A 13,347-nucleotide genomic window follows, 5' to 3' on the forward strand; every position below is an offset into this window, starting at 1 on the left:
AAGATCAACGCAATCGCCTATACGTCCAGGAACAGCGCAATGAAGTTTTGGCAAGCGCTAGCATATTGCGCGCTGAGCTTGAGCAGACCATTAATGCCAACCTACAACTGGTAAAAGGGCTGGTGGGTGTCATCGCGTCGGAACCAGATATGGGGCAGGTGCGGTTCTCCTTTCTGGCGCGCGCGCTGTTTGACGATTCCGAACAATTACATGTGCTTGCCGGGGCACCCGACCTCGTAGTCCAGATGATATATCCTTTTGTCGGCAACGAGGCCGTGATTGGACTGAACTATCGTGAACACGAGGCCCAGCGCGATGCTGCCTTACGCGCGCGTGATACTAGTGAACTTGTGCTGGCCGGGCCGGTGGACTTGGTGCAAGGGGGGCGCGGCTTTATTGGACGCTACCCGGTTTTTTTAAACGATTTCACCGGGGGCAAAAAGTTTTGGGGCATTGTATCCGCAGTTATTGATGAAGAGCGGCTCTATGAGGCAAGCGGATTGCTTGATGAGGATCTCAAACTGGATGTGGCGTTGCGTGGCCACGATGGGCTGGGCGATGTTGGGAGTATTTTTTTCGGCGACCAAGACATGCCACAAAAAAATCCAGTGTCCGTTCAGGTTACTTTGCCTAATGGCAGTTGGTCCCTACTGGCGATCCCTAAAAATGGGTGGGCGGCAACTGCGCCTAATGTATGGCAATTGCGGGCGTTTCTGAGCGTTGCCTTCCTGATTGTCTTGCTTCCCTTGCTATACAGCGCGCATTTGATGCGGTTGCGCGGCAAGCAGAATAAGGCCTTGGCTGCTCGGGAAAAGCAGTTGGAATTAGTGCATGAGCGGTTGCGCGTTGCGCTTTCAGCTTCGGCGATTGGTGTATGGGAAACGAATTTGCGCACTGGTGTAAATCTATGGGATGACCGGACGAATGAGCTGTTTGGGTGTGAAGAAGTGATCTATGCCAGAAGTGCCGCGGATTGGGAGGGGGCATTGCACCCCGAAGATCGCGAATTGGCGAAAAGACAATTTCAAACGGCTATTGCCACCAAAGGTAACGTAAATTCTCAATTTCGTATCATCACACCAAAAGGCGAGGTGCGCTATTTGCAGTCGCGATGCTCTTACTATCACGCTGAAGGGGAAGACCCCAAAATGGTCGGCGTGAATTGGGATGTTACTGAAGAAGTGGAAATGAAAAATGCGCTTCTTGAAGCCAAGAAGTTGGCAGAAGGACAAAATAAAGAGCTAAAGTCTGCCCATCAGCAAATCGAACATTTGGCCATGCATGATGAGCTAACTGGGCTTCCCAACCGACGCTTGCTCGACCAGCATCTGCGCATGATGCAAGAAAACGCTGAAGAGGGCATAGGGCTGGCCATCTTGTCCATCGATCTCGATCGCTTCAAGCAAATCAATGATACACTGGGGCATAGAGCAGGTGATGCTACCCTTTGTCATTTTGCCAACGCTTTGCGTGCGAATGCACCGAGAGATGGTTTCATTGGTCGTGTGGGTGGTGATGAGTTTGTGCTTGTCATGCCATGCGATGGCCGACTTGACGTGCTGGAAAAACTGGCCCAACGGATTATCGACGCCGCGAACCAGCCGCTAAATTTTGAAGGTCAAGTTTGCCGTTTTGGCGCCAGTGTGGGGGTCGCCTGCACGCCGGACAACGCGATTGAGTATTCTCACTTGCTTGTGCGCTCTGACATTGCGCTCTATCGCGCGAAACAGGATGGACGTAACTGTTGTTCCTTTTTCACCGACGAATTGCATACAAGTATTTTGCGCACGCGAGAGCTGTCGGAGGAGATTCTACAAGGAATCGAACAATCGCAGTTTGTACCTCACTATCAACCGCAATTTGATGCGCATTCATTGAGCATTATTGGCGTAGAGGCGCTTGCACGCTGGCAACATCCTGAGCGAGGGGTGCTTTCGCCCGTCGAGTTTATGGATGCTGCTGACGACCTTAATGTGATGGACAAGCTCGACGAAATCATATTGCAGCGTGTGTTGGACGACATGGCCGCCTGGGAGGCCGCCGGTATCCATGTGCCCAATGCGTCGGTCAATGTGTCGTCAAGTCGGTTGGAACACGAAGACTTGATCATGTCTTTGTCCCAGTTTGACATCAAGCCCGGTCAGCTGACGTTTGAGTTGGTTGAGACGATCTTCCTCGACGAATCCAAAAAGATTGTCGATGAGAATTTGGCACGCATTCAGGATATGGGTATTGATATCGATATCGACGATTTTGGTACCGGTCATGCGTCAATCGTTGGCTTGTTGCGGCTTCATCCCAAGCGGATCAAAATTGATCGGCAGTTTGTGGCCCCACTCACCGAATCAGCGGAACAACGCCGCTTGATCAAATCCATCATTGATATGGGTAAATCGCTCAATATCGAAGTATTGGCTGAAGGGATCGAGCAGGAAGACCAAGTGCGCATCCTGCGTCTTCTGGGCTGTGATGCTTTCCAAGGCTTTTTGTTCGGGCACCCTATGGCAGCTGACGACATGGCTCGATTTGTGAAAGACCATCAAGTCCAAGCGCGGCCATCCAAAATGACGGTTCTTTAGTTGGCGCGAAATTGGACGAGGTGTTTTTAAGTCGCCAGCAATTGCGCGATCACGGCGCGCAAACCGTCAATGCCGTCCTTCTTTTCTGAGGACGTGATCAGCATTTCTGGGTGAGCGGCGCCGTGCTTGGCAATGATCTGATCGGTCTTGGCCACAATCTTTTCAAGCTCGCCAGCCTTTGGTTTGTCGGCTTTGGTCAGCACGATTTGATAAGAAACGGCCGCGCTGTCCAATTCATTCATCACCGTTTCATCCGCAGGCTTTGGCCCGTGCCGCCCATCAATCAACACAAAAACACGCCGCAAGTTCGGACGGCCCTGCAAATAGGCGTGTATAAGTCTGGTCCAAGTCTCCACCGTCTTTTTCGGCGCTTTGGCAAATCCATAGCCAGGCATATCTACAATGCGCAGCGGCGCATCATTGGCTTCAAAAATATTCAGCTCTTGCGTGCGTCCAGGGGTGTTGGAGGTGCGGGCCAGATTGACCCGTCCCGTCAACGCATTGATCAAAGAGGATTTGCCGACATTCGATCGGCCAGCAAAGGCGATCTCTGTGCGGTCGGTTGGGGGCAAATCATCGATGCGCACACAGCCTTTCACAAAGTCCCAAGGCCGTGCAAATAGCAGGCGACCTGCTTCCAATTCTGCTGGAGAGAACTCAGTCATATTGCCCCGCAAATAGTTTGATGTTGCACCCTTGATAAATCAGCAAGGTACAAAAAAGAAGAGGCGGCGTTAATGCGCCGCCTCTATTCATGAAGCTTATTTGGCTTCTTCTTCAACTTCGGCCGGTTTTTTGCGTTTGAAGGTGGCGGCAATATTGCCAAACAAATCCACCTCAACACCATGCCGCCGCATAATCACATATTGCTGCAGGATCGACAGGAAGTTGTTCCATGCCCAGTAGATCACCAAACCAGCGGGGAAACCTGCCAGCATGAACGTAAAGATCACAGGCATCCAAGCAAAGATCGCCGCTTGGGTCGGGTCTGCTGGTGGCGGGTTCAGGCGCATTTGCACAAACATGGTGATACCCATGATCAACGGCCAGGCGCCCAACGCCAGAAAGCCACCAATAACCGGCAGAACTGTTGGGTCATAAGGCAACAGACCAAACAGGTTGAACACGGTGGTGGGGTCTGGTGCCGCCAAATCCTGAATCCAGCCAAAGAAGGGCGCGTGCCGCATTTCAATGGTCACAAACAGCACTTTATAGAGCGAGAAGAACACAGGGATCTGAATCAATACCGGCCAACAGCCCGACATCGGGTTGATCTTTTCGCGCTTATAGAGTTCCATCATCGCTTGCTGTTGCTGCATGCGATCTTCTTTATGCCGTTCCTGGATTTCCTTCATCTCTGGCTGCACTTTTTTCATGGCTGCCATCGAGGCATATGATTTGTTGGCAAACCAGAAGAAGGCGATTTTGATCAACACGGTTACGGCCAGAATAGCCAAACCGAAATTGCCCAACACTTCGTTCAGGAAGCGGATCAGATAGAACAATGGCTTGGTGATAAAGTGGAACCAGCCCCAGTCGATCAACAGTTCAAACCGATCAATCCCGAGATTTTTCTCGTAATTGTCGATGTGGTTCTCAACCTTCGCACCGGCAAACACATAGCTTTCAAAGCTGCCGCTTTGATTGGCGCCGATCACAACAGGGTCCTGAGCCACGAAGCTGGATTTATAGGTTGGCCGCGCATTGCCGTTGCCATAAGAGAAACGGGCGTTCACAGAAGTATTTGGGGTCGGCACAACCGCGGTGGCCCAATATTTATCGGTAAAGCCAAGCCAGCCGCCATTGGAGGAGTAATCTTTACGGGACTCTTCTGCCAGATCGCCATAAGAGAGCTCGACAAGGTTATTGTCGCCAAGCACCCCGATCGGTCCTTCATGCAAGATAAAGAAGCCAGAGGTTGCAGGCGTTTCCTGCCGTGTAACACGCGAATAGGGGAACAGCGCAATATCGCCGCTACCATTGTTCTGCACTGTTTGGGTGACGGTGAAGAGATAGTTTTCATCCACACTGTAGGTGCGTTTGAACACCTGCCCATTGCCATTATCATATTGCAGGGTCACAGGCGCACTAACCGAAAGCGTGTCGTTGCCGACAACCTGCCATTGGGTGTTTGCCTTGGGCAAATTGGCTGTTGAACCCGTGGCGCTCACCCAGCCCTGTTCCACAAAATAAGGCTTTGGTGTGCCCTCTGGGGACAATAGCGTGATGATCGGGCTGCTTTCGTCCACGGTCTCGTGATAGCGCTTCAACCGCAAATCGTCGATCCGGCCGCCGGTCAGATTAATTGAGCCTGTCAGCGCGTCGGTAGAAATCTTAACGCGTTGGCCCTGGGCGATCACGTCTTCTCGGCTGCCAACAATGCCGGTCGTCGAGACAACAGCCTCATTTGGTGAGCCATCGGCAGAAGGGGTCGGCAGGTCTGCGATGTCGGATGTGGCTTGCTCTTGTTGTGCAGCCAGTTCAGCTTGACGTTGGGCTTTTTCCAATTGCGGCCCGGCGACAAAATATTGCCAACCCACCAACACCAAAATCGACAATCCGATTGCCAGGACGTAATTGCGGCCTTCATTCATGATTTTGACTTCCGATCTTTTGCATGCGAAGCAGCGCTTCTATCCACATGTATCTTTTCAAGCGCCCGTATCAGGCTTTTTTTAAGTTCACTAAAGGGTTCATGTAACGCTTCTTGCCGTCCAATCAACACATAGTTGAAATTTGGGTCGAATTTTTCAGCAAATTCCCGGGCCAGTGCGCGAAGCCGACGTTTAACCCGGTTGCGTTGCGGCGCGTTGCCTACCCGTTTGGTCACCGTGTAGCCGATGGCAGGACCCAGCTCGCAATCCTCATTGTGCGCAACCGCTTGCAGCACAAAGCCGCGCCGGACAATTTTGCGTCCCCGCGCGGCTTTCAAAAATTGCGCCCTTTTTTTCAACTGGCGCATCGTCGTCATCTCGCTATTCGGACCCGTAACGTGTCCAAACCGTCACTTAAGCTGACAAACGCTTGCGGCCACGTGCGCGACGTGCATTCAAGATTTTGCGGCCGTTTTTAGTGGCCATACGTGCGCGGAAACCGTGACGGCGTGTGCGAACAAGATTGCTTGGCTGAAATGTACGCTTCATTGCTCTTCAAGACCGCATCTTAAAGGACACGGTTCCTCTATACTGTTTAATTCTTGATTGACCAGCGGGCGCGTCTCGCTTCTGTTTTTGCCAAAACAAAGCCAACCGCACCATCAAAAATGGTCGAGTTGGGCTGGCTTATAGGCAATCGTGCCTTTGAAGTCAATCAAAACCGTCCCGCGCATACGCAATTTTTGCAGCTCGTGTTTCACACGTGGTGCTCACCTCTGAGTGATCATGCTGTCATTATATTTTACTTGGGTCCATGCGCCACAAGTGGTTAGTTTGATCGCATCGGAAACAGATAGGATCATTTATGGCTTTGCTCAACCAGACCAATCGATCACTGCTCAAGCGCTGGCTGCCGCCTGCGTTGTTGGTGATGATTGTTGTCGTTTTATATGTCACCGGCAGCTATAAATGGATTTCAGTTGAAGCGTTGGTGCAAAATTATACACGCCTGACCGCATTCGTCGGTGACTATCTGTTGGCCGCCGTGCTGATCTATATGGCCTTTTATGCCCTTGCCGTGGCGCTGTCGTTCCCCGCTGCCTGGGTGCTCACTGTCTCTGGTGGCCTGTTGCTGGGCTGGTGGGTGGCAGGGCTTGCTACCATCTTTGCGGCGACTGTTGGGGCTTCTGTGCTGTTCTTCATCGCCAAGACATCATTGGGCGAGCATATGCGGGAAAACGCGCGCGGCTATATCCAAAAAATGCGTGCTGGATTTCAGCAGGATGCCGTGAACTATATGTTGTTCTTGCGCTTAACACCCGTTTTTCCATTCACTTTGGTCAATATTGTGCCCGGTATTTTGGGTGTGCCTTTCCGCATTTTCTTCTGGACCACTTTCGTCGGCATCGCGCCGGGGAGCTTTGCTTATTCCTACGCCGGCGAGGGGCTTGATTCGATTGTGCGAGCGCAAGCGGACGCTTATGAGGCGTGTGTTGCAGCCGGGAACACGCCGTGTGGCATTTCTCTAAAGTTGGGCAATATTGTCACCACAGACCTTTTGATTGCGCTGGGTGCCTTGGGCGTGGCAGCGCTGATCCCCACCATCATCAAACGCTTGCGTAAACCGGCAGCATAATAAATGATGACCCAAACGCACCCTGTGCGAGGACAGATTATTCATGGCTAAAATACTTCAACCAGATCTATGTGTAATGGGCGGCGGCTCCGGCGGACTTACCGTCGCCGCCGCAGCGCTCTCGCTTGGGGCCAGTGTGGTGCTGGTGGAGCGGGATAAAATGGGTGGCGATTGCCTCAATTACGGTTGCGTGCCGTCCAAGTCGCTTATCGCCTCGGCCAAACGCGCACAGCATATGCGCACAGCCACAAAATTCGGCATTGCTGCCGAAGACCCCAAAATCAATTTTGGCCGTGTGCATGAACATGTGCATGGGGTGATCGCAGACATAGCACCTCATGATTCGGTGGAGCGGTTTGAAGGCTTGGGCGCAACAGTGCTGCAGGGTGAGGCGAAGTTTACGGATGCAAAGACCGTAATTGTGGGTGAACAGGCCATCAAGGCACGGCGTTTTGTGATCGCCACCGGGTCGCGACCCATGTCCCCCCCCATTCCGGGGTTGAGTGATGTGGAATATTACACCAATGAAACCATATTTAACCTCACCCGCAAGCCGCAGCATCTGATCGTTGTGGGCGGCGGCCCCATCGGTATGGAGTTGGCCCAGGCCCATCGCCGGTTGGGCGCCGAAGTCACCGTTCTGGAGATGCAAAAACCGTTGGCCAAGGACGATCCGGAATTGACCCAGATTGCACTTAAACAGGTGCGTCGTGAGGGGGTCGAAATATGTCAGGGCGTGAAAGTGACCCAGGTCGCACCTAAGGGCAAAAACATCGTCGTCACGATTGAAAAAGAAAGTGGAGAAACTGAGGAAATCTCTGGCTCGCACCTCTTGCTGGCCGCCGGGCGCAAACCCAATATTGAGGCGTTGGCGCTGGAGAAGGCAAAAATTGAACATGACGCGAAGGGCATCAAGGTCAACTCATCGTTGAAAACCTCAAACAAGCGGGTCTATGCCATCGGCGATGTTGCCGGTGGTCTGCAATTCACCCATGTGGCGGGTTATCATGGCGGCTTGGTGGTGCGCAACGCGCTCTTCCGTCTGCCGATCAAAAACGATACCACCATCATTCCCTGGGCGACTTATACCGACCCTGAGATTGCCAATGTAGGGCTCACCGAAGCCGACGCGCGAGAGAAGTATGGTGACAAATTCAGGGTTTTGCGATGGAGTTTTGCTGAAAATGATCGCGCCCGCGCCGAACATGTGGAAGAGGGGCTGCTGAAAGTGATCACCACCCCATCCGGTAAGATCTTGGGCGCCGGGGCCGTGGGAAAGAATGCCGGGGAACTGATCAATATCTATGCGCTGGCCGTGGCCAACAAAATGAAGATCGGTGCCTTCACCAAAATGGTGTCGCCCTATCCCACGCAATTCGAGATTGCAAAGCGCATCGCGGTGGAGTTCTATAAAGACAAGGTTGATCATCCGGTCTTGCGGTTCTTGCTGCAATTCAATCGGATGCTGGGCTGATCGGAACGGGCTGCAAAGGCATATATGGCGAACGACATACCAGACGCACCAAAACGGGTTATTTTTGGCCTGTCGATGAAGCTGATTACCATGATCATCGCCATGATTATGGTGGTGGAGGTGCTGATCTACTTGCCGTCAGTGGCCAATTTCCGCATCAATTGGATGGATGATCGCGTGCATATTGCGGGCGTGGCCGCTCAGGTGATTGAAACCGTGCCCGACACGATGGATTTGACCCCGACAATGATCGGCAAGCTGTTAAGTTCGGCAGAAGCTGAGGCATTGGTGGTGCGCACTGAAGGACAATCGCAGCTTATAGAACGCCCGGATGTGCCCATGCCTGTTGCCGCCTATGCCGCGGATACCCGCGAACGGGCGCCGCTTGATCTGATTGCTGGCGCGCTGGAAATCCTGTTTTTTGGCTCCAACCGCACCATGCGCGTTATTGGGGTGCCCATGGACAGTCAGGATGTCGTGGTTGAGGTGTTGATCAATGAGGCTCTGCTGCGTCAGGAGTTGCTGATATATTCCCGCAATATTTTCTGGCTCTCGCTGTTGGTGGCCAGCTTTACGTCTTTTGCCATTTTCTTGTTCCTGAACGGTCTTCTGGTACGGCCAATTTCGCGCCTCACCTCCAATATGGTGGCCTTCCGCCAAAATCCCGATGATGCCAACAAAATCATTGTGCCCTCAGATCGCCGAGACGAGGTGGGTGTAGCTGAGCGCGAGCTGGCCGCCATGGAAACCAATATCTTCACCTTGCTCAAGCAAAAGCAGCATTTGGCGGATTTGGGCTTGGCCGTGGCCAAGATTAATCATGATCTGCGCAACACACTGGGCGCAGCCCAGTTGCTTTCAGATCAAGTGGCCAATTTGGATGACCCACATGTGCAACGGCTAGCGCCAAGATTGGTCAACACCCTCGACCGGGCGATCAATTTTTGCCAGTCGGTTTTGGATTATGGGCGCCACAAGGCAGTGCCCCCGAAATTTGAACGTGTAGATCTGCGGGCTTTGCTGGACGAATCTGCGACAGAGGCTGCAGTGCGCATGCACCCCGAAATTGATTGGCGCAACCAGGTGCCGGACAATGTCATAATTCGGGTGGATCCGGATCAGATTGCACGGGTGTTCACCAACCTGTTCAAAAATGCGCGCGAGGCACTGGAAGTGCAGCACCGTCAGGATGGCGAAAGGCCGTGGGTTGCCGTCGAATTGGAAACCACGCCCGATCAGCTTCGTCTGACAGTGGAGGATAATGGGCCAGGGCTGTCACCTCGTGCCAAGGACAATCTGTTCCGCGCTTTTGAAGGATCGGGCCGTGCCGGTGGCACCGGGCTGGGCTTGGCGATTGCCAAAGAACTTGCCGAGGCGCATGGGGGCACACTTGCTTATGTGGATGTCCAAAAAGGCACGAAATTTGAAATTTCTTTGCCCCGGTAATCCGGGCTATTTGCCCACAAAATGACAATCTTGCAAAAAAGTTGTTGCGGGAGGTCTTGCATTCATTTCAAAGCCAGTATATGGCTTTGCGCTGTTGATTGATGGAACGATTTGGTCCGTTGATTTAAGCACCGGTAGCTCAGCTGGATAGAGCACTAGACTACGAATCTAGGGGTCGGGAGTTCGAATCTTCCCCGGTGCGCCACTTCCCCTTTCTTGAATGTCATTTGATTTGGACCAATGGTCACATTTGGACCAAAATAGGGTACCGAGTTGCGCGCTTTACAGTCAGCGCAGTGGACAACAAACCATACATTTGAGATTTGCGCCTTACAGCGAGGGTTGCAAGCGGTCGTTCGCTTAAATGCGCTCAGCCGTCTGCGCTGCGGACGAAGAAAACGAAAAGGACACTGTTCGGACACGTTCCTTGCAAAGTGACTGACTTTGGCGAGATAGGAATGCTCAGCTTTGACTATTCAGCGTTGAGAAGATCACATGTCTCACTGGGCAGGACCACTTCCAACGCATTCTCAACAAAAATGATGCCTTAAAAACGGGCCGCATAAGGCCAAATACAAACCGACCAATCCTCCAAATGTATGGCGGAGAGTTGGGGCTCAGGTCACGGGTATTTCTCCAACTTATCTTTAATTTTGTAGTACAACATCCCGATTGCAATTAACAGGCTGCCTAACTTGCGATTTAGTGGCAAGTGCCAATGGTTCACATTCTCAAAAATCTCAAATTCTGAGCCATCACCTGCCATACATTGTGCGGTGATCTCACCAAGAATATGACTGAGTGCTATGCCGTGCCCGCTGTAGCCTTGAACATAAAACACATTGTCGTTTATGCGGCCAACTTGCGGAATGCGATTAAGGGTAATGCCGTCCAGTCCGGACCAGCAAAATTCGGCCTTAATTCCTTTAAGGCGCGGAAAGGTGCGTTCAAGGGCCGGTATCAATTGTCGAGCAACGTCGGGGGTATCGACACCAGAATAATTCGTGCCGCCGCCAAACATCAGGCGGTAGTCAGCAGTTAAGCGATAATAATCGAGCACAAATCGGCTATCATATACGGCAAGCCGGTGTGGATTGATGGCATCTGCATCTGATTGCGACAGGGGCTCGGTCGCCATATTGGCCAAGGAAGCCGGGAACAGTTTGCCGTTCAGTTTTTTGCGCTCAAGCAGGTGATAGGCATTTCCGGCCAGGAGAATTTTTTGCGCACGCACCGAACCGGTTTTTGTGCGTACAAGCGGGCGCTCTCCATGTTCTATATGTGTAACTTCGCTGTTTTCAAAAATCCGCCCCCCCAATTTGCGCACCACTTGCGCTTGCCCAAAACATAGATCCAGCGCATGCACATGCATATTGCGACGGTTTAAGAGCCCACCCTGATAAATATCAGTTTCCAGATAATCACCGATTTTTTCTTTTGGCACCAATTCCAGATCATCGGCCATGCCTTTGGTGCAGCCTTGCGCATATGTGGCATTGAGTTCGGCCAATTGGGCTTGCGTCAACGCGGTTTGGAGATGGCCAAACACCAGGTCGCAATCGATATTATATTTTTTGACCCGTTCGCGAATGATGTCATGGCCGCGCCAGCGAATGTTCCAAACATAATCAGCAGCTTTGTCGCCGATCGTGCGGCGAAATTCGCGCGCCATGGCCTTTTCGCCCGAAAGGCTGCCGGTAATCTGTCCACCATTTCGACCCGTTGCGCCCCATCCAATTTTATTTGCTTCGCACAAAACGACATCAAGCCCGCGTTCGGCCAATTCAACTGCAGTCGCGACACCGGTAAACCCGCCTCCGATAATGACCACATCGGCCTCGATATCCGTTTCAAGACTTGGGTAATCTACGCGGTTTTTTGCGGTCGCCGCATAGTATGTTGGCGCATGGTCCATCTAATTTGGTCCTTTGCAAAGAGTTGGCGGGCTATGTTGCGCCATCTAACGCGGTTTTTTAAAGAATGCTTCGACCACGTCTGCGAACGTGTCCCGGGTGAGCCGCGCGTCTGTGGCGGCGAGCGCTTGGTTGTAAACATCTCGGGGTAAGATATCACCTCGTGCTTCAAGCAGGTCTTTGAAGAACTCAGGCGAGAATTCGGGGTGAGCCTGAACGGTGAGGGCCTTATCCCCGTATGCCAGCAGGGCATTCTCGCAACAAGAAGAAGATGCGATTCTCTTGGCCATTTCGGGGCGTTCAACAACTTGGTCCTGGTGCCACGCGATTAAACTATGTTTGCCCAACTCCGAACTTTCATAGACCGTTGTCCCTACTGACCAGCCGCCGGTGAATTTTTCGACCCTACCGCCAAGCGCTTGAGCTAAAATTTGATGTCCGAAACAAACGCCGAATATGGGCACACCCGCTTTAAAAGTGTCTTGTAGAAAGGTTTCGAGCGGCTTGATCCAGGCGTGACCCTCATAGACGCCAAATCTTGACCCCGTAATCAACCAGCCCTGTGCATCCTGAGGGCTTTGAGGCAGTTCGCCCTCAAGCACCTCATAATTTTCAAATGAAAACCTACGGCCACTCAAATAGCGTTCGAAAAATTCATTATAGTCGCCATGCTTGTCGCGAATTGATTCCGGCGAACGCCCTGTCTGCAATATGCCAATTTTCATCGTTTAACCTATATTCGCCCAACTGGGCTTTCTTGTGCACCGGCTTGTGCAGCGAGCAGACATAGCCAGTCATGGGCGATATGTGCCGCGGCAAGTGCGGTGATTTCGGCGTGGTCGAATGGCGGTGAGACCTCCACAACATCCATCCCGATCAAGTTGAGAGTCTTAAGCCCACGTATAAACTCCAGCCCTTGCCATGAATTTAATCCGCCTGGCACCGGCGTGCCAGTGCCGGGGGCGAATGCAGGGTCTAATCCATCGATATCAAAACTGATGTAAACCGGCGCATCTTTGGCGCGCTGCTTGACAATATCAAGTGCTGCATCGATGCCGTTTCGGTGTATCCAAGGGCTTGTTAAAATTTCGAAGCCACAATCAGTATCATTGTAGGTACGCAATCCGACTTGAGTTGATTTCCCAACATCGACTATCCCCTGTTTCGCGGCGCGGGCGAACATAGTGCCATGATCTGACCTGACGCCGTCATCCGCCCACGTGTCGCAATGTGCGTCAATTTGGATAAGAGCCACTGGACCGTATTTTTCAGCATGTGCTTGCAAAATTGGGTAGGAAATTGAATGATCGCCGCCGATGGACAGGAGTTTCGTGTCTGTACTTAGAATGTCCGCAACTTGGGTTTTGATGGCATCGCCGATCGTTTCGGGGTGGTGGGGGTCAAGCATCACGTCGCCAAAATCCACCACGTCCAGATGTTCGAATGGATCGAATCCCCAAGGAAAAGCCGAAAGCTCTGCCAGTTGAACGGATGCCTGGCGCACCGCACGTGGCCCAAGGCGGCAGCCTGGGCGGAAGCTTACCGCATTGTCAAAGGGTACACCCATCACCGCCACGTCCACGCCGTCCAGCACTTGACTATATCTGCGGCGCAAAAAGCTAAGCGCGCCACCATAGGTCATTTCTGGCCAGCGGCCTCTATTATCTGCCTTGCGGAAAGCCTGATCGCCGGAATTGGACATAAC

General features: G+C 52.3%; 11 protein-coding genes and 1 tRNA gene. 5 read left to right on the forward strand and 7 right to left on the reverse strand.

Going from position 1 to position 13,347, the window contains the following annotated elements:
- The first annotated feature begins 65 nt into the window (after positions 1 to 65).
- Complete coding sequence (locus L1I42_RS03250) at positions 66 to 2,579, forward strand: bifunctional diguanylate cyclase/phosphodiesterase (protein WP_236113068.1); 2,514 nt, start codon at positions 66 to 68, stop codon at positions 2,577 to 2,579.
- A gap of 26 nt (positions 2,580 to 2,605) precedes the next feature.
- Here L1I42_RS03250 and yihA read toward each other — a convergent pair whose 3' ends face one another.
- From yihA to rpmH, 4 genes are all read right to left on the reverse strand, one after another.
- Entirely contained in the window at positions 2,606 to 3,244 is a 639-nt protein-coding gene (yihA, locus tag L1I42_RS03255) for a ribosome biogenesis GTP-binding protein YihA/YsxC (RefSeq protein WP_236113069.1), read from the reverse strand.
- Between the two features lie 96 nt (positions 3,245 to 3,340).
- Positions 3,341 to 5,173: a membrane protein insertase YidC gene (yidC, locus tag L1I42_RS03260; RefSeq protein WP_236113070.1), complete on the reverse strand. Its 1,833-nt coding sequence runs from the start codon at positions 5,171 to 5,173 to the stop codon at positions 3,341 to 3,343.
- Positions 5,170 to 5,550: a ribonuclease P protein component gene (gene rnpA / locus L1I42_RS03265; RefSeq protein ID WP_369413060.1), complete on the reverse strand. Its 381-nt coding sequence runs from the start codon at positions 5,548 to 5,550 to the stop codon at positions 5,170 to 5,172. Before rnpA ends, yidC begins: the two co-directional genes overlap by 4 nt.
- 37 nt (positions 5,551 to 5,587) lie before the next feature.
- Positions 5,588 to 5,722, reverse strand: a complete 135-nt coding sequence (gene rpmH, locus L1I42_RS03270; RefSeq protein ID WP_084633949.1) for a 50S ribosomal protein L34 — start codon at positions 5,720 to 5,722, stop codon at positions 5,588 to 5,590.
- A 316-nt stretch (positions 5,723 to 6,038) separates the two neighbouring features.
- Between rpmH and L1I42_RS03275 the strand changes: the two genes are divergently transcribed.
- The 4 genes from L1I42_RS03275 (at position 6,039) to L1I42_RS03290 (ending at position 9,934) form a co-directional block, all read left to right on the forward strand.
- Positions 6,039 to 6,809, forward strand: a complete 771-nt coding sequence (locus tag L1I42_RS03275) for a TVP38/TMEM64 family protein (RefSeq protein ID WP_236113072.1) — start codon at positions 6,039 to 6,041, stop codon at positions 6,807 to 6,809.
- Between the two features lie 43 nt (positions 6,810 to 6,852).
- Positions 6,853 to 8,283 (forward strand): dihydrolipoyl dehydrogenase family protein, encoded by a 1,431-nt coding sequence (locus tag L1I42_RS03280; RefSeq protein ID WP_236113073.1) that lies wholly within the window; start codon positions 6,853 to 6,855, stop codon positions 8,281 to 8,283.
- A gap of 24 nt (positions 8,284 to 8,307) precedes the next feature.
- Positions 8,308 to 9,729 (forward strand): sensor histidine kinase, encoded by a 1,422-nt coding sequence (locus L1I42_RS03285; RefSeq protein ID WP_236113074.1) that lies wholly within the window; start codon positions 8,308 to 8,310, stop codon positions 9,727 to 9,729.
- A gap of 128 nt (positions 9,730 to 9,857) precedes the next feature.
- A tRNA-Arg gene (locus L1I42_RS03290) sits at positions 9,858 to 9,934 on the forward strand.
- Positions 9,935 to 10,351: 417 nt separating this feature from the next.
- Here L1I42_RS03290 and L1I42_RS03295 read toward each other — a convergent pair.
- From L1I42_RS03295 to speB, 3 genes are read right to left on the reverse strand one after another with little or no spacing between them, the layout of a single operon-like run.
- Positions 10,352 to 11,644, reverse strand: a complete 1,293-nt coding sequence (locus tag L1I42_RS03295) for an NAD(P)/FAD-dependent oxidoreductase (RefSeq protein WP_236113075.1) — start codon at positions 11,642 to 11,644, stop codon at positions 10,352 to 10,354.
- Between the two features lie 45 nt (positions 11,645 to 11,689).
- Complete coding sequence (locus L1I42_RS03300) at positions 11,690 to 12,367, reverse strand: type 1 glutamine amidotransferase (protein ID WP_236113076.1); 678 nt, start codon at positions 12,365 to 12,367, stop codon at positions 11,690 to 11,692.
- An 8-nt stretch (positions 12,368 to 12,375) separates the two neighbouring features.
- A complete protein-coding gene (speB, locus tag L1I42_RS03305) occupies positions 12,376 to 13,344 on the reverse strand; it encodes an agmatinase (protein ID WP_255768279.1) in 969 nt (322 codons plus the stop codon).
- Positions 13,345 to 13,347: the final 3 nt, after the last annotated feature.

This window comes from Maritalea mediterranea, assembly GCF_021568695.1.
In the GTDB taxonomy this organism is placed as follows: Bacteria; Pseudomonadota; Alphaproteobacteria; order Rhizobiales; family Devosiaceae; genus Maritalea; species Maritalea mediterranea.